Annotated in this window: 17 protein-coding genes; 12 read left to right on the top strand and 5 right to left on the bottom strand. The window is 60.9% G+C overall.

Features of this window, described 5'->3' with window-relative positions:
* Positions 1-19: 19 nt before the first annotated feature.
* The 3 genes from ACY8FN_RS06515 to ACY8FN_RS06505 form a co-directional block, all read right to left on the bottom strand.
* Positions 20-226, bottom strand: a complete 207-nt coding sequence (locus ACY8FN_RS06515; RefSeq protein WP_303843032.1) for a PspC domain-containing protein — start codon at positions 224-226, stop codon at positions 20-22.
* Between the two features lie 2 nt (positions 227-228).
* Entirely contained in the window at positions 229-891 is a 663-nt protein-coding gene (pspA, locus tag ACY8FN_RS06510; RefSeq protein ID WP_019446683.1) for a phage shock protein PspA, read from the bottom strand.
* 210 nt (positions 892-1,101) lie between these two features.
* Complete coding sequence (locus ACY8FN_RS06505) at positions 1,102-1,830, bottom strand: 1-acylglycerol-3-phosphate O-acyltransferase (protein ID WP_463099524.1); 729 nt, start codon at positions 1,828-1,830, stop codon at positions 1,102-1,104.
* Between the two features lie 185 nt (positions 1,831-2,015).
* Here ACY8FN_RS06505 and ACY8FN_RS06500 point away from each other — a divergent pair, with 185 nt between their 5' ends.
* From ACY8FN_RS06500 to ACY8FN_RS06485, 4 genes are read left to right on the top strand one after another with little or no spacing between them, the layout of a single operon-like run.
* Positions 2,016-2,393, top strand: coding sequence for a hypothetical protein (locus ACY8FN_RS06500; RefSeq protein ID WP_139690961.1), 378 nt, complete (start codon positions 2,016-2,018; stop codon positions 2,391-2,393).
* 52 nt (positions 2,394-2,445) lie between these two features.
* A complete protein-coding gene (locus ACY8FN_RS06495) occupies positions 2,446-4,488 on the top strand; it encodes a protein-disulfide reductase DsbD family protein (protein ID WP_463099523.1) in 2,043 nt (680 codons plus the stop codon).
* Positions 4,489-4,497: 9 nt separating this feature from the next.
* On the top strand, positions 4,498-5,241 hold the full coding sequence (locus ACY8FN_RS06490; protein WP_463099522.1) for a DsbA family protein: 744 nt from the start codon (positions 4,498-4,500) through the stop codon (positions 5,239-5,241).
* Positions 5,242-5,244: 3 nt separating this feature from the next.
* Positions 5,245-5,763, top strand: coding sequence for a protein disulfide oxidoreductase (locus tag ACY8FN_RS06485; RefSeq protein ID WP_463099521.1), 519 nt, complete (start codon positions 5,245-5,247; stop codon positions 5,761-5,763).
* A 102-nt stretch (positions 5,764-5,865) separates the two neighbouring features.
* Here the strand turns inward: ACY8FN_RS06485 and ACY8FN_RS06480 are convergent, their stop codons facing one another.
* On the bottom strand, positions 5,866-6,690 hold the full coding sequence (locus tag ACY8FN_RS06480) for a LysR family transcriptional regulator (protein WP_463099520.1): 825 nt from the start codon (positions 6,688-6,690) through the stop codon (positions 5,866-5,868).
* A 130-nt stretch (positions 6,691-6,820) separates the two neighbouring features.
* Between ACY8FN_RS06480 and ACY8FN_RS06475 the strand changes: the two genes are divergently transcribed.
* From ACY8FN_RS06475 to ACY8FN_RS06445, 7 genes are all read left to right on the top strand, one after another.
* A complete protein-coding gene (locus ACY8FN_RS06475) occupies positions 6,821-7,699 on the top strand; it encodes an NAD(P)-dependent oxidoreductase (protein WP_463099519.1) in 879 nt (292 codons plus the stop codon).
* Positions 7,696-8,448 (top strand): SDR family NAD(P)-dependent oxidoreductase, encoded by a 753-nt coding sequence (locus ACY8FN_RS06470; protein ID WP_463099518.1) that lies wholly within the window; start codon positions 7,696-7,698, stop codon positions 8,446-8,448. The genes ACY8FN_RS06475 and ACY8FN_RS06470 overlap by 4 nt, the downstream gene beginning before the upstream one ends.
* 286 nt (positions 8,449-8,734) lie before the next feature.
* A complete protein-coding gene (gene atcJ, locus ACY8FN_RS06465; RefSeq protein WP_042023047.1) occupies positions 8,735-9,019 on the top strand; it encodes a cold adaptation protein ActJcold adaptation protein ActJ in 285 nt (94 codons plus the stop codon).
* A 22-nt stretch (positions 9,020-9,041) separates the two neighbouring features.
* Positions 9,042-9,572 carry a cold adaptation protein AtcA gene (gene atcA, locus ACY8FN_RS06460; RefSeq protein ID WP_101348180.1) on the top strand — a complete coding sequence of 177 codons (531 nt, stop codon included), beginning with the start codon at positions 9,042-9,044 and terminating at the stop codon, positions 9,570-9,572.
* Between the two features lie 12 nt (positions 9,573-9,584).
* Complete coding sequence (atcB, locus tag ACY8FN_RS06455) at positions 9,585-10,349, top strand: cold adaptation protein AtcB (RefSeq protein ID WP_101315944.1); 765 nt, start codon at positions 9,585-9,587, stop codon at positions 10,347-10,349.
* Positions 10,350-10,360: 11 nt separating this feature from the next.
* The gene (gene atcC / locus ACY8FN_RS06450) at positions 10,361-11,257 is read left to right on the top strand and encodes a cold adaptation protein AtcC (protein WP_463099517.1); all 897 of its coding nucleotides are present in this window, start codon (positions 10,361-10,363) and stop codon (positions 11,255-11,257) included.
* Between the two features lie 792 nt (positions 11,258-12,049).
* Complete coding sequence (locus ACY8FN_RS06445) at positions 12,050-13,546, top strand: peptide MFS transporter (protein ID WP_463099516.1); 1,497 nt, start codon at positions 12,050-12,052, stop codon at positions 13,544-13,546.
* 163 nt (positions 13,547-13,709) lie between these two features.
* On the opposite strand, the gene ACY8FN_RS06440 is transcribed toward ACY8FN_RS06445, so the two are convergent.
* Positions 13,710-14,090, bottom strand: a complete 381-nt coding sequence (locus ACY8FN_RS06440; protein WP_463099515.1) for a VOC family protein — start codon at positions 14,088-14,090, stop codon at positions 13,710-13,712.
* A gap of 251 nt (positions 14,091-14,341) precedes the next feature.
* Here ACY8FN_RS06440 and ACY8FN_RS06435 point away from each other — a divergent pair, with 251 nt between their 5' ends.
* Positions 14,342-15,139 carry a CPBP family intramembrane glutamic endopeptidase gene (locus tag ACY8FN_RS06435; RefSeq protein ID WP_463099514.1) on the top strand — a complete coding sequence of 266 codons (798 nt, stop codon included), beginning with the start codon at positions 14,342-14,344 and terminating at the stop codon, positions 15,137-15,139.
* The last annotated feature ends 45 nt before the right edge of the window (positions 15,140-15,184 follow it).

The following is a 15,184-nucleotide window of genomic DNA, read 5'->3' as shown; positions in this document are numbered from 1 at the left end:
CGGCTGGTCAACCCTTCGGTCAATCCAGCCAGCGCTTCAATTCATAACGGGGCGGCATCACCAGCACCGCCAGCAGATAGATGGCCAGTGCCAGCGGCGGTATCAGGATCAGGGCGAGCAGTGCCACCACCCGCACCGTGACTCTGGAGACCCCCAACCGCCTTGCAATACCGGCACAGACCCCGGTCAGCTTGCGATGCACCAGATCCTTGGGCCAGGGGCTCATGATTACACCTCCGCCTTCTGGCCTTTGAGGCGAGCCAGCTCGCGCTCGATCTCGTCATTGAGCTCCAACTCGCGGAACTGGGCCTCCAGCGAGGGATTCTGCCCCAGCGTGGCCGCCTCCAGCTGGGCTTCCAGCTGATCGACTCGCCCCTGAAAACCGTCAAAGCGGGCCATCAGCTCATGCATGCGCTGGTTGTCCACCTGAGCGCGGGCACGAATGCGGCTGTGGGCCGTCTGCTCGCGCAGGGTCAGCAGTTTCTGCTTCTCGCGGGCTTCGGTCAGCTTGGCCGCCAGTCGCTCGCTGTCGGCGGTGAGCTGAGCCAGCACTTCGGCCACCCGGGCCTTGTCCTGCTCCAGCTGTTCACATTTTTTAACCTCCGCCAGCTTCTCGGTGAGGGCGGCACGGGCCAGATCCTCACGCCCTTTCTGGATGGCGAGCTCGGCCTTGGCCGACCACTCCAGGATCTGCGCCTGCAACGCCTGCTGGTGACGCTCCAGCTGTTTCTGTTCGGCAATCACCCGGGCGGCCTGGGTACGCATCTCGACCTGCACCTGCTCCATCTCTTCGATCATCAGGCGCAGCATCTTCTCCGGCTCTTCACTCTTGTCGAGCAGGCTGTGCAGGTTGGCATTAATCACGTCGGTCAGGCGGCTGAATACGCTCATGGTCTGGCTCCTTGTTGCTGGGATGGCTATCTCTTCCCATTGCATTACAAGAGCCGTGCCAAGAAAAATTATTGTTGTTTTACAGATAGATGTGGTTTTAGCGAGGAGATTCAAGAAAGGTTTATTGGTGAAAATAGCCAATGATGTGGTTATTTTTACCAACAAAAAAGGGAGCTTGCTGCTCCCTTGTCGATTCATTTTCGATATCTATCAGGCTGCGCGGCTGTGGCCCAGCTTGCTGTCCAGTTCGGCCAGTTTGGCCTCCATCTGGTCTCGACAAATCGTAGAGAGTTCACGGATCCCGGCTGCGCCGTGCTCCTTGCTGCACAGTGGCGGCAACACCTCGACCAGTACCTCGCCATTGTCCCAGCGATTGAGATCGATCTGCCCAAAATAACTGGAGCAGACAATGGGCACCACCGGCACTTCGGCCTGCACCGCGGTATGGAAGGCGCCGACCTTGAACGGCAACAGACCACGCCCCTGGGAACGGGTTCCTTCCGGGAACATCCAGATGGAGGTGCCACGCTCCTTGATGCGGTTCACCACCTGACCTATGGTGCCGATGGCACGGGAGCGGTTGGATCGGTCGATCAGCACGTTGCCGGAGAGCCAGAAAAGGAGGCCGAAGAAGGGCAGCCAGAGCAGGCTCTTCTTGCCCACCGCCACCACTCCGGGCATGACGGCACCGGTCACGGTAAAGATATCGAAATTACTCTGATGGTTGCAGACGTATACCGATGGCCCCACCGATTTGGCTTCCTCGGCCACGGTCACCTTGATCCGCACCCCGATCAGCGGGCAGACCGCGTGATACATGCGAGCGAAGACATAGACGTTGTTGGGATGGCGCGGACGAACCAGACAGAGCAGCAGGCCGAACAGGAACCAGAAAATCAGCAGCAGACCAAGCAGCAGCACACGGGCAATTTTGAGCATCGAACACCTCGAGTTTTAACTCGGCGCAGTATACTGATCCCCCTTTTAGCGAACAAGCGTTCGCCAAACAGAACCGCCCCTCCTCCCCGTCCCAACGCCCACTGCGCTGCTCATACATACGCCGCCGACTTGCCCCACCCGCCATTGGTCGTTAGGATGGCCCCATCTTGATGGACGGGGCGAACATGATTTTGCAACAACGGGTAGCGAAACATCTCCTGCTGCTGGTCTGCCTGCTGGTGCTCAATTGTGCGGCCCAGCCGCTGGCCCGGCTGGCGCTGCTCGATCACGCCCTCAGCTGTCAGGCACTGCCCGCGCCAAGCACGGCGACAGATCAGGGGGATGCCAAACCGGCCAGCCCGCAGCCCACCAGCTGCCAGCTCAACGGCAAGTGGCTGAGCGCCGCCACCCTGCTCTGCGTCGAACAACTCTTCTTTGCCGTGGCCGTGCTGATCGCCCTGCTGGCCCCCCTTTGGCGCTATACACCGCCACTGCCCCCACCCAGAGTCATCTCGCCGCCCGAACGGCGTCTGCACCTCACCCTCTGCGTCTGGCGGGAATGAGTTCAGCTGCGTTCATTCGTTAGCTATCACTCATTTTTGCGAGACCAAAAAGATGTCGAATCTCTTCAAGGCGGCCCTGCTACTGGGCGGTCTGCTGTGGCAATCCATGGGATTGGCCAGCGACACGGGCTGGCTCACCAGCCCACAGAATGATCACGCCAAGGTACGGCTGCAGGCCGACCGCAGCATGGCAGATCAGACCCGCATCCTGCTCGATGTCGAGCTGGAGTCGGGCTGGAAGACTTACTGGCACAGCCCGGGCGAAGGGGGCATTGCCCCCCAGATCCTGTGGCATGAGCCGGTCGGTGACTTTCAGTGGCACTGGCCGGTGCCGCGTCACTTCGAGGTGGCCGGGCTCAGCACCCAGGGTTATCAGGGTGACGTGACCTTCCCCCTTAGCCTCAGCTATCCGGCAGAGAAGGTGCTCAAGGGCACCTTGCGCCTCTCCACCTGCAGCAATGTCTGCATCCTGACCGACTACCCCTTCACCCTGGCGGTGGATGATGCCGCCCCGGCCAACTTCGACTTTGCCTGGGCGAAGGCAATGAGCACCCTGCCCCAGCAACTGCCCGCCGAGACCCGGGTCGAGCTTGGTTATCAGCACAACCAGCTGCAACTGCGCGCCGAGCGGGCAGAGGGCTGGCAGCAGCCTTCCCTCTTTATCGACGCTCTGGAAGGCGCCGAATTTGGCAAACCGGCGCTTGAGGTGCAGGGCAACACCCTGATCGCCCGGGTGCCGGTGAGTGACGGCTGGCAGGGGGATGCGCCGGATCTGCGCGGTCAATCCCTCGGCCTGCTGCTCAGCAGTGGCGAACAGGCGTGGCAGGGCAAGGGGACGATCGGCGCGCCGCTCGTGCTGCCCGGCCAGAGTCATTCGCTGTTCTGGTTGCTGGGAGCAGCGCTGCTCGGCGGCCTTATCCTCAACCTGATGCCCTGCGTGCTGCCGGTGCTGGCGCTCAAACTGGGATCTGTGCTGCAACATCAGGAGCGTGAACAGGGAACCGTGCGCAAACAGTTCCTCGCCGCCAGCGCCGGGATCATCGCCTCCTTCTGGGTGCTGGCGGCCATGAGCAGCCTGTTGCGAACCACGCAAGGGGCCGTCGGCTGGGGCATCCAGTTCCAGAGCGCCGGTTTTATCGGCTTTATGGTGCTGGTCACCCTGCTGTTTTGCGCCAACCTGCTGGGGCTGTTCGAGATCCGTCTGCCCAGCAACCTCAGCACCCGCCTCGCCACCAGCGGCGGCAACGGCCTCGGCGGTCACTTCCTGCAGGGGAGCTTCGCCACCCTGCTCGCCACCCCCTGTTCGGCCCCCTTCCTTGGCACTGCGGTGGCCTTTGCGCTGGCAGCGCCGCTCGGCCAACTGTGGCTGATCTTCACCGCGCTCGGAATTGGCATGAGCCTGCCCTGGCTGCTGGTGGCGGCCCTGCCACGACTCGCCCTCTGGTTGCCGAAACCGGGACGCTGGATGAACCATCTGCGTATCCTGCTCGGCCTGATGATGCTGGGCTCCAGCCTCTGGCTGACCAGCCTGCTCGACAACCATCTCGGCAGCTATGCCACCGGCTGGCTGATGGTTGCCATGGTGCTGGGGCTGATCTTCGCCATCGTCTGGCGTTACGGCATGCGCGGCTTCACGCTGGCGATCGCCCTCGCCGCCCTGATTGGCAGCGCCCTGCTGCTGAGCGGCGCCTTTAGCGCGCAGGGCTCGACCAGCGTCGACAAGGTGGTCTGGCAGCCGCTCTCTGAACGCGCCATCACCGATGCGCTGGCCCAGAACAAGCGGGTCTTTATCGATGTCACCGCCGACTGGTGCGTGACCTGCAAGGCCAACAAATACAACGTGTTGCTACGCGATGAGGTGCAACAGGCCCTCTCGGCCCCCTATGTGGTGGCCCTGCGCGGCGACTGGAGCAAACCGAGCGAAACCATCGCCGCCTTCCTGCGCCAGCGGGGCGCGGCTGCGGTCCCCTTCAACCAGATTTACGGCCCGGACTTGCCGCAGGGGGCCACGCTGTCGCCCCTGCTCGACAAGGACGAGCTGCTCACCACTTTGCACCAGGCTGGCCTGCTTCAGGCTGGCACCACCCGATTTTAAGGAGTACCCATGAAACCGACTCTGAGCGCCCTGACCCTGCTGGCCTCCCTCTCTGCCGCGCTGCTTGCTCCGGCCCTGCACGCCGCCCCCTTCACTGCGGAGCAGGAGGCGCGCATCAAGGAGCTGATCCGCGAGACCCTGATCGCCAACCCCAAGATCCTCGACGAGGCGGCCGAATCCTGGGAGAAGCAGAACGCGGCAACCCAAGAAGCGCAGCTTGGCAACTTCATCAAGGGCAACAAGGATGTGCTGTTCAACAGCGCCACCAGCCCGCGCCTCGGCGCCAAGAATCCCAAGCTGACCCTGGTGCTGTTCACCGACTACAACTGCCCCTACTGCAAGCAGTTCGATCCCCAGCTGACCAAGCTGCTCAAGGCCTATCCCAACGATCTGGGGCTGGTGATCAAGCTGCTGCCGTTCAAGGGGCAGACCTCCGCCAAGGCGGCCCAGTACAGCCTGACCCTGTGGCAGCAGGATCCCGCCCGCTTCCTCACCCTGCACGACAAGCTGATGAGCAAGCAGGGGATGCTGACCGAGGCGGACATCAACAAGGCGCTGGCGGCCACCGGCAATGTGGCCCTCAAACCAGAGGGCAAGGCGACCGAAGAGCTGCGCAATAGCCTGCGTATCGGCACACTCTTGGGGGTACAGGGCACACCGGCGACCCTGATCGGCAACCAGCTGGTGCCGGGCGCCATCCCCTATGAGGAGCTGGAGCAGTTGGTGAAAGATGAACTGGCCAAGCTGGGGTAAGGGATGACAACCACCAATCCTCACCCCCGCTGGCGACGCTGGGGCAAGGAGGCACTCTGGCTGCTGCTGATGGCGCTGGTTATCTCCACCCTGCTGGATCTGTGGCGCAGCCCGACCCTGCCAGAGGGGGCGATGCGCGCCCCCGTCACCCTGCAGGATGGCACCAACACGGATCTCACTACCTTAAGTCAGGGCAAGCCGCTGCTGGTCTACTACTGGGCCAGCTGGTGCGGTGTCTGCCGTTTCACCACCCCGACTGTGCAGCAGCTCTGGCAAGAGGGTGAAAACGTGCTGACGGTGGCGCTGCGCTCCGGCAATTCGGAGCAGTTAGGCAGAGGGCTGGGCAAGAAGGGGCTCACCTTCCCAACCCACAACGACGAGTCGGGGGATCTGGCCGCCCAGTGGCAGGTGGGAGTGACCCCGACTTTCCTCGTTATCAAGGATGGCAAGCTGGTGAGCAGCACCACCGGCTGGAGCTCGAAATGGGGCCTGCAGCTGCGGCTCTGGTGGGCGTCGCTCTAGCCCTCTAATCCTCACTAAACGCCACCCTTCACTACGGCAAGCCTCACCGCAGCAACCAATGACAAGGGCCATCCCACCGGATGGCCCTTTTTTATGCCGACATCAGGCGGGGAGCTGCATCCCGCGTAGCTGTTCCAGCAGGGCGATCACCGCCGCCGAGCGCAACGCATCGGGGGCGTAGCAGAGCCCCACCCGCCGTTTGAAGGACGACGCCGCCAGCTCGGCCACCCCACAACCGGATGGACAGAGGGAGCGAGGCAACCAGCCGATCCCCGCCCCAGCCGCCACCATAGCGGCGGCCAGTCGCAGCGATCCCGCTCGCCGTGGATAGAGCGGTGCCTGATTCCCGAGGATGGCGATCAGCCGCAGGTGGGAGTCGTGACGCGGGCAGGTGACCCAGGGCTGGTCCGCCAGCGCTGCCGAGGTGAGCGCCCCCTTGCCCGCCAGCGGGTGATCCGGCGGCAGCACCAGTACGAACTCCTCCTCCAGCAAGGGGATAAAGAGCTCATCGCCGCAGCGCAGGGATTCGCAGCCCAACCGCACATCGCCACAGCAGCCCTCCTCCAGGGTCAGCAGGATCTCCTCGTGGGCGAGCGCCCCTTGCACCAGCGCCCCCACCACGCTATCGCCCAGATCCGCCTCTATCCCCACCGTCACCTCGAGGCAGGGGGAGGTTTCACGAAACTCGCGGGCGAGGGAGTCGGTGTCGGCAATCAGCCGCTTGGCGCGGGGATAGAGCCGGTGCGCCGCTTCGGTTCCTTCCACCCCGCGGGCCTGCCGGACAAACAGGTTCACCCCCAGCTCATCCTCCAGTGTCTTGATGGTGGTGGAGAGGGTGGGCTGGGTGATGAAGAGGCGGGTGGCCGCCGCCGTGATGTTGCGCTCCTCGAAGACAGCGACAAACGCACGCAAGGTTCGCACATCCATAGAATTCACCTATACCAGACAGTCATAAAAGCCATTTTTCACGGCGACATGGGGGCAATATAGTGGTTCACCTGCCACAAGGCATCCCCATTCTCTATATCAGTGTCTATCAACACAGCCAGGAGCCATCATGCGCCATCTCTCTGTCATCGGCCTCGGGGCCATGGGCTCCGCCCTCGCCACCACTTTGCTCAAGGCGGGCCATCCGGTCACCGTCTGGAATCGCAGCGCCACCAAGGCCGCCCCGCTGCAAGCGCTGGGTGCGACACTCGCCCCCTCGGTAGGCGAAGCCATTGCCGCGGGCGATATCACCCTGATCTGTGTCGATAACTACGCCGTCAGCCAGCAGTTGCTGGACGAGGCGAGCGATGCCGTGGCGGGCAAGCTGTTGGTGCAGCTCTCCACCGGCAGTCCGCAGGGGGCCAGAGCGCTAGAGAGCTGGAGCCATGCCCGCGCCGCCCGCTATCTCGATGGCGCCATCCTCTGCTTCCCGGATCAGATCGGTACAGCCGATGCCAGCATCATCTGCTCGGGGGCCAGCGCCGCCTTTAGCGAGGCCGAGCCGGTGCTGCGCCTGCTCGCCCCCACCCTCGACCATCTGGCCGAAGCGGTGGGCGCCGCCGCCGCGCAAGATTGCGCCGTCGCCGCCTACTTTGCCGGTGGTCTGCTCGGGGCCCTGCACGGTGCGCTGATCTGCGAGGCAGAAGGGTTGCCGGTGGCCCAGGTGTGCGCCCAGTTCAGCGAGCTGTCGCCGATCTTGGGGGGCGATGTGGCCCACCTTGGCAAGACGCTGGCGAGCGGCGATTTCGATCACCCCTACGCCAGCCTGAAAACCTGGAGCGCCGCCATCAGCCGCCTCGCGGGTCATGCCACCGATGCCGGGATCGATAGCCGCTTCCCGCGTTTTGCTGCCGATCTGTTTGAAGAAGGAGTGGCGCAAGGCTTTGGCCAGCAGGAGGTGTCGGCGCTGATCAAGGTGCTGCGGGCCCGCAATGGGGCAGCGCAATGAACGAGCTGACCAACCAACCCCAAATTGCGCTGGTCACCGGCGCCGCTGGCGGAATTGGCCGCCAGCTCTGCAGCGGGCTGGCCGAGGCGGGCTATCGGGTGATTGCCACCGATCTGGCCCTTCACTCTTTCGACCATCCCGAGATCCACTTTCATCCCCTCGATCTGCGTGACGAGCAGGCCATCATGCGGCTCTTTGCGGAGGTGCGCGCGCAGCATGGCGGCGTCCATCTGCTGATCAACAACGGCGCCATCAGCAAGTTCCACACCCATTTTGAGGATCTGAGCGCAGAACAGTTCGATCAGGTGATGACGGTCAATGTGCGCGGCGCCATGCTCTGCGCCCGCGCCTTTGTGCAGGCCAACCGCGGGCAGCCCTATGGCCGCATCATCAATATTGCCTCCACCCGCTGGCAGCAGAACGAAGCGGGCTGGGATGCCTATGGTGCCTCCAAGGGGGCGCTGGTGGCCCTCACCCAGTCCCTCGCCAACTCGCTGGCCGACTACCCCATCACGGTCAATGCCATCAGTCCGGGCTGGATCCAGGCGGAGGATTACCACACCCTGACCGAGGCGGATCACCGCCAGCACCCGAGTGGCCGGGTCGGTCGCCCCGACGACATCACCCGCGCCTGCCTCTTTCTGGCGGATCCCCGGAACGACTTTATCAACGGCGCCAATCTGGTGGTCGATGGCGGGATGAGCAAGAAGATGATCTACCACACCTCCGCCTCCTTCTGGGAGCAGTAACCCCGGCGGCGGCATAGCGGCTGCCGCCCCATTTCACCTTCCAATTCCCCCCTGCCCATTTTTTCATCGCCTACTGCTAGATGGCCCTTGTACTGTCGTGGCCGACTGGCAACAATAGCCCTGCAACTGCCCCTCTTCACTCCGCCCCTTAACTCGTCGCTCAATTCATCGCTTTAGGGGGGCGTTTCCGTTAAAATGACGGGTTTTTACCGTGCCTGGGTTTCCAATCCCCACCCTCAGGCACCCGCAGTGTGAATCCTATGATGCCAGTGATGCAGGATCTGCCATGAACAACTACTTTCGGGTACTGGGCGTCAAGTCCAATGCCAACGAAAACGACATCAAAAAAGCCTATCGCCGGCTGTCGAACCAGTACCACCCCGATAAGCTGTTAGGGGCAAGCGAAGAAGAACGAGAACTGGCGGCAAGCAAGCTGCACCAGGTAAAGCAAGCCTATGAAGTGCTGTCAGACCCGCAACGACGGGCCGCTTTTATCAAAGATTTCAACAACGTCATCGTGACCGATCCCGCTGCTGCCATGCAGGATATGTGGGACCAGTTCTACCCCTGATGCACCAGCCAAAAGAGTGACTATGCAAAAAAAATGGGACCAGGCGCGGATTAAAGCGCTGATGAGTGATGCCAGCGAAAACATTGAATCCTATCGGGATCAAGATCAGCCCAAGGCACTTGAGCAGTTCACCGGCAAGATGAAGACCCTGCTGCTGGCCGACATGAGCATGCTGGAGTTCATGCCGGAATACCTGCCGCTGGCCCTCTATGGTCGGGTACAATTTGCACCCCAGGCAAAGCAGCAGTGGGTCACCTGGCTCACCAGCGGCGTACAACCCTCATGGGACGAATTCAAGGTATCGGTGGCGTTCAACAATGCCGACCTGCCGCTGGTCAAGGCAGTTCGCGCCCAGAGCGAAGATCAACTGATCGAAGCCTGTGCCGTGCTGTTCCAGCTCGACAACCCGCTGCCGCGCGGTGGCCGCCGTGCCGATGACGACTACGAGTTGCGTGATGAAGAAGATGAAGACGGGGAAGACGCTGACGCCGACTATAACGGTGATAGTGACGACGACGGCGATCAGGATATGCACGACGAAGTACGTTTCTAATTGGGGCAACGCATGAACAACAGTCTGATAGAAATTACCGCCATCGAGATCAAAGAGCTGGCAGTGGTCGAGCCGAAACAGGCCAGCGAAAGGTTCGAACTGATCGCCCAAACCATGTCTGACGACCAGCTGGCAGAAGTGATTGAGCAGATTGATATTGTCACCCTGACCCAGATCAATGGCCAGCATGACATGTCATTCCCGTCGATCATCTGTGAACTGATGACCCCGGAGCGGATCCGCGACATCGTCTGCCAGCAGCCGCTTTACTGGGAAGAGGCGATCAAGAACAACGCCGACGAGCTGCAACAGCATACCTTCGACTTCCTCAACTACCTGATCCGCACCCAGGATAGCGAAGCCAAGCAGACTGAAATTCTGGAGTGCATCGCCGACGATCCGGCCGGTCTTTTCTATCTCTCCATCCCCTTTATCGAGTTCTACCGCGGTGAGCGCATAGACGATGAAGAGGGCTCTCACGACGTGCTGCACGCCGAAGAGGAAGATCTGGAAGAGGCGCTCTCCTACAGCGATCGCCAGCAGAGTGAAAATGCTCACGACTACTCACTCGATGATCCGCGCAGCCTGTTGATGTTGATCCGCGAGCTGACCCCTGAGGTGGAGAAGGCGATCAAGGCACTGCTGCGCAATGAACACTCCAGCTGGGAAGGGATCATCAGCAAGTTCGCCAGCGAGCTGGTGATGCAAGCCAAAGAGAAGAACAAGGTCGAGGACGAGTTCGCCGAAGTCGACGACATGTTCAGCTTTCTGGATTAAGGGACCCCGTCATGCAACTGGTTATACGCGATGTCAATCAGGGCCCATTCCTCACGCAGGTACTGCGCTTTGGCCGCGAAAACGAACGCTTGAGCGATCAGCAACTGGCCGCCATCAAGGGCAAGGCCGGGCTGATGAGCCTGAAGTTTGCCGACAAGTACTACAACAAGTACAAGATGCACCTGCTGGAGCAGGCCGCCCACGACGTGATCGGGGTAGTGAGCCTGGGCCTGCTGGAGCTCTCCCAGCGCGACACTGACCGGGCACTCGCCCTGCTGCAGGCGCCGGAAGGGCCGATCAAGCCGTTCCAGAAGGGCTGGTCGATGCTGATCTCGGTCAGCACCGGCGGCAACAGCCTCTATGGCGAGGTGGATGCCCGTCTGCTGGACAAGATCTCCAGCCCCCCCGATGTGGAGGAGTGGCAAGGGTGGCAAGAGTACGAAAAAGCCCAGGTGGAGCATAACAAAGTCCGGCTGATGAGCCTGATTGATCAGCACTTCTTCGCCTGTGAGAACGACCACCCGACCATGGAAGACAAGCTGGCCGAAGCCCTGCTCTACCGCATTCTGTGCGGCAATGGCAGCGGCGCCGCCCCACTGAAGGTGAAGCAGGATCTCAAGCGCAAACTGGCGCGGGAAATCGTGCTGCAAGAGGAGTGGTACGACACCGACTATCTGGCCACCCAGCTGACGTTGCTGCTGGCGGAACTGCCAAGCGAGCTGATCGCCGGCCTACGGCAGGAGCTCAGCAAGGGGTTTGTCGCCAACCTGCTGCACACCTTGGGCTTTGTGCGCCAGTACCAGCTGCTGCAAAAAGAGCACGCCTCGCCGGAGAAGCTCGACAACATCGAGATGCGCGCCGGTCTGCGCCACCCGCTGCTCGGCTGGCCGCTCTACCACGACTTCTAGGGCGCGTTTCGCCGCCCGTTCAGTCGTTTCCCAACGCCCGGCCCGCCGGGCGTTGTTATATCTGGCGACAAGCACATCCCCTCACCCTGGCCCTCTCCCAAAGGGAGAGGGAACACGCGCCCGCGAGTAACACCTAGGGTGCAATCAAGTAGGGTCGATTAGCGAAGCGTAATCGGCCGCACCGCAACCATCTGTGGCTACGGAAATAGGAAGAGCAGATGGATTGCCAGAAAAATGGCGACCCCCTGTTTCGCTTCGCCAGTCAAACCGGCAGGCTCGCCATTTTCTCGCCAGCAATACCAATTTCCTCACATTCGTTGCAACAGCGAAACAATTATGCCATTCACCCCTCCGCAGATCCCTCCCCGGTTGCCCCTTTTCCCCTCCCGCCTCCCCCGCCGATATTTATTCACTCAACACCCATTGGTGAATGAATAACCTGCGACTGAACGGCCGGGTTATGGCGGCATGATGAGGTGAAAAACGGGACGGGGATCGCAATGCCGAGCCGAATAAGGGGCCAAATGGTCGCCATGATCACATGAACCGTACTGCAATCGCGTGGCAAATCGGGCTGCAACCACGGCGGCGAGCGCATAAAAAGGCGAAATAGATCAATAAAAAGCAATTAATCTCACCCAATTAAATTTAAGGGCTGGCAATTTAATCGCGCTGAACGCTAAATGACAAACCAGTCTTTAAAGCAGTATGGAAGCGCCAAAGGCTAGCCGGTCACTGACTGGCACACTCTCAGGATGAGTTGTGATTTTCTCTTCTCACAGGAGACAAACCGTGAGCGCTTCAGCACCACACCCTCATCACGCCGCCGTTCCCCCCGGCTCTGGCGCCCTGTTCTTTATCCAGACCTTTGCCACCCTGGGTTTTGCAGTGCTCTACTCCACGCTGGTGCTCTACGCCACCAAGCGGCTCGGCTTTAGCGAATCCCAAGCCAACGCCATGATGGGGATCTTCGGCGCCTTCAACTACGGCCTGCACCTGTTTGGCGGCTATCTGGGCGGACGCTTCCTCAGCAACCGCAACCTGTTTGTGATGGGGATGGTCTTGCAGGTGATCGGCTGCTACCTCATCGCCGAGATGGGCATCACCGGCCTCTACTGGGGGCTCGCCATGTTCCTCACCGGCAGCGGCCTCAACGTCACCTGCCTCAACATGATGCTGACCCAGCGCTTCGCCCCGGACGATCACCGCCGCGAGAGCGCCTTCCTGTGGAACTACGCCGGGATGAATCTGGGCTTCTTTATGGGCTTCTCGGTAGCGGGCTACTTCCAGCTCACCGAGGATTACCGCACCCTGTTCCTGTTCGCGACGCTGGGCAACGTGCTGGCCATCATCGCCACCCTGTTCTTCTGGCCGATTCTGGCGGATATCAACACCCCGCTGCGTCATATCAAGGGGCGCGGCTTCTACCTGCGGATGCTTGGCGGCCTCGCCATTCTGGCCATGCTGGTGCCCGCCCTGCGCCTGCTGCTGACCCACGCCAGCTTTAGCGGCAGCTTCGTGCTGATGCTGGGTGCCGTGGTGCTGGTGCTGCTCTGCGTGATGACCGCCCGCCACCCGGACGCCGCCGAGCGCAGCCGCATGGTGGCCTATCTGATCCTCGCTTTGGGCTCCCTCATCTTCTGGTCGCTCTACCAGCTGGCGCCGATGGGGCTGATGCTCTTCTCCGAGCACAACATCAACCTCAGCGTGTTCGGGCTGCGGGTCGCCCCCCAGTGGATCCAGAACATCAACACCAGCGTCATCGTTATCGGCGGCCCGCTGATGGCGCTGCTGTTCAAGCGGCTGCGCGAGCAGGGCTGGAACATCGACATCCCCTCCCAGTTTGCCGCCTCGCTGTTTTGCATGGGGTTGGGGATGCTGGTGCTGCCCATCGGCATCCATCTAGCGGGTGCCGACGGTCTGGTCGCCTTCAAGTGGATCGCCATCAGCTATGTGCTGCAGAGTCTGGGCGAGCTGCTGATCTCCCCCATCGGCTACGCCATGATTGGCAAGCTGGCCCCCGCCAGCCTGCAAGGCTTGATGATGGGCTGCTGGATGATGGTGACCGGCGTCGCCTCGGTACTGGCGGGGTATGTCTCCGGCGCCATGCCGCAAAATATCGGCAGCACCCCGCTCGCCACCAATCCGGGTTACAGCTCGGTGTTCAATATGCTGGGCTGGGGCTCGCTGGCAGGGGGTGTGGTGTTGCTGCTGCTGGTGCCCCGCCTGCGCCAGTTGATTGCCGCCAAAATTGCCCCACCACCGGCAGGGCCTGCCATCCCCGTTTGATCAGGTTCGGGCCAGCCATTTAACCGGCCCCAACCAGACTGAGCGGTTGAAGCAGCGACGCTGCTGATAATGCAAAGGGCCCCGCCATCATGGATGGCGGGGCCCTCTATTTTGGCGGGGTTAATCGCCTGCGGCCGGTTGGCGAATCCCTGTTCAGGCTGCGCTAATCAGCGCAAATCGCCTTATCCAGCAAGGCAATTCGGTTACCTTCAGAGTCCTGAAACTCGGCCACCTTGATGGCTTCACCCACCTGAGTCACGGGGTAAAGTAGCTTGGCGCCAGCCAACAGCGCACCCGCCATCACCCGCTCAATATTGTTCACCGTCAGATAAATCCGCGTGCCGTCCAGACTCGGAATATAACTATCCCCTCTGGCCAAGGCACCGGAACAGCCTTGCGCGCCATCAATAAACGGGAATAGCGCCATTTCATTGCCATCGATCTGCGCACGTTCGAACTCGATATCAAAAACGGCAGAGTAGAAGGCGATTGCTCGCTGCATATCCGTTACCGGAATCTCAAAATGCATCCCAATATTTATCATCGAATCCCTTCCTTGTTAGCTAGCGATAGCGCCGTGCAGGCAAAATCATGCACCCATTATTGCCATGATGTCATCCATCAGATCCACGCAGACGGGTCAAAAGAGCAGATGGTGCGCTGAGAAGCGCAAGCTCGCAGGGGACCAGGCGCCAGTAGGGCAACCTGCGCAGCCCATTGCAGCGGCAACCTCGCGGGGCACAACCTTGGTATACGATTGTCTGCACCACACCCGAATAAATATCGAGAGACACCATGAGTGAAGAGCCCTCTGCCGCCATGCCGGTATTGAATGACAAGGATTGCTATGGTTTCGAGCGCAAAAGTGCCGGGGACTTTCCCTTTTATCGCGAGGGGCTCCATGCATTATCTGCCCGCCACTGGGTACTGATTCTGCTGGGTGCGGCGCTGGGTTTCTCGATGCTGACGGTGCCTGTCGCATTTTTTAAAACCACCATGGGCGGCTTTGTTCCCGCCATCCTGTTTCCGCTTATCCCGCTGGCCGTGCTCGCCATCATGGTAGGCAAAGGGTGGCGAGCACTGTTTCGCACGCCGACATGGCGGGATGTTCTGTTGATGGTGGTCATTGTTGGCGCCAATATTCTGGTCTCCTTCACCGTTGCAATCTTGCTGCAGCTGCTTTTCAAGATGAATACCAATCCGGTCAATACCCTGCTGGCAGGGGCATCCGATACGGCACTCATCCTCTTTTATTTAAAAACGGCCCCGCAGCTGTTCGGTGAGGAGGTGGTATCCATATTGCCATTTCTGGCTGTGCTCTGGTTTTGTCACCAAAAACTCGCCATGACGCGCAAGCGCGCAATTATCACCGCCTGGCTCTGTACTGCGCTTATCTTTGGTGCGTTGCATCTGCCCACTTATGAGTGGAATTTTGTGCAATGTTTTCTAGTTATCGGGACGGCCCGCATTGTGCTGCTCAGTGGCTACATCATTACCAAAAATATTTGGGTATCGACCGGCGCGCACATTATCAATGACTGGCTGCTATTTACTATCATGGCGGCTTTACTGGGCGCTCACGCCGCCGGGTAGGGGCAATCCGTATAGCTCATTGCACCGGTAACCTGGTAATCCCCC

This window comes from Aeromonas sp. 160P (assembly GCF_055193095.1).
The sequence above is the reverse complement of the archived record's forward strand: the minus strand, read 5'-3'. Positions and strand labels throughout refer to the sequence as shown.

What these genes read in the sequence shown, in the direction of transcription:
- ACY8FN_RS06505 (WP_463099524.1), bottom strand. Translation starts at nt 1,830, where the DNA reads ATGCTCAAAATTGCCCGTGTGCTGCTGCTTGGTCTGCTGCTGATTTTC.
- ACY8FN_RS06440 (WP_463099515.1), bottom strand. Translation starts at nt 14,090, where the DNA reads ATGATAAATATTGGGATGCATTTTGAGATTCCGGTAACGGATATGCAG.
- pspA (WP_019446683.1), bottom strand. Translation starts at nt 891, where the DNA reads ATGAGCGTATTCAGCCGCCTGACCGACGTGATTAATGCCAACCTGCAC.
- atcA (WP_101348180.1), top strand. Translation starts at nt 9,042, where the DNA reads ATGCAAAAAAAATGGGACCAGGCGCGGATTAAAGCGCTGATGAGTGAT.
- ACY8FN_RS06435 (WP_463099514.1), top strand. Translation starts at nt 14,342, where the DNA reads ATGAGTGAAGAGCCCTCTGCCGCCATGCCGGTATTGAATGACAAGGAT.
- atcC (WP_463099517.1), top strand. Translation starts at nt 10,361, where the DNA reads ATGCAACTGGTTATACGCGATGTCAATCAGGGCCCATTCCTCACGCAG.
- ACY8FN_RS06500 (WP_139690961.1), top strand. Translation starts at nt 2,016, where the DNA reads ATGATTTTGCAACAACGGGTAGCGAAACATCTCCTGCTGCTGGTCTGC.
- ACY8FN_RS06470 (WP_463099518.1), top strand. Translation starts at nt 7,696, where the DNA reads ATGAACGAGCTGACCAACCAACCCCAAATTGCGCTGGTCACCGGCGCC.
- ACY8FN_RS06485 (WP_463099521.1), top strand. Translation starts at nt 5,245, where the DNA reads ATGACAACCACCAATCCTCACCCCCGCTGGCGACGCTGGGGCAAGGAG.
- atcJ (WP_042023047.1), top strand. Translation starts at nt 8,735, where the DNA reads ATGAACAACTACTTTCGGGTACTGGGCGTCAAGTCCAATGCCAACGAA.
- atcB (WP_101315944.1), top strand. Translation starts at nt 9,585, where the DNA reads ATGAACAACAGTCTGATAGAAATTACCGCCATCGAGATCAAAGAGCTG.
- ACY8FN_RS06490 (WP_463099522.1), top strand. Translation starts at nt 4,498, where the DNA reads ATGAAACCGACTCTGAGCGCCCTGACCCTGCTGGCCTCCCTCTCTGCC.
- ACY8FN_RS06475 (WP_463099519.1), top strand. Translation starts at nt 6,821, where the DNA reads ATGCGCCATCTCTCTGTCATCGGCCTCGGGGCCATGGGCTCCGCCCTC.
- ACY8FN_RS06495 (WP_463099523.1), top strand. Translation starts at nt 2,446, where the DNA reads ATGTCGAATCTCTTCAAGGCGGCCCTGCTACTGGGCGGTCTGCTGTGG.
- ACY8FN_RS06480 (WP_463099520.1), bottom strand. Translation starts at nt 6,690, where the DNA reads ATGGATGTGCGAACCTTGCGTGCGTTTGTCGCTGTCTTCGAGGAGCGC.
- ACY8FN_RS06515 (WP_303843032.1), bottom strand. Translation starts at nt 226, where the DNA reads ATGAGCCCCTGGCCCAAGGATCTGGTGCATCGCAAGCTGACCGGGGTC.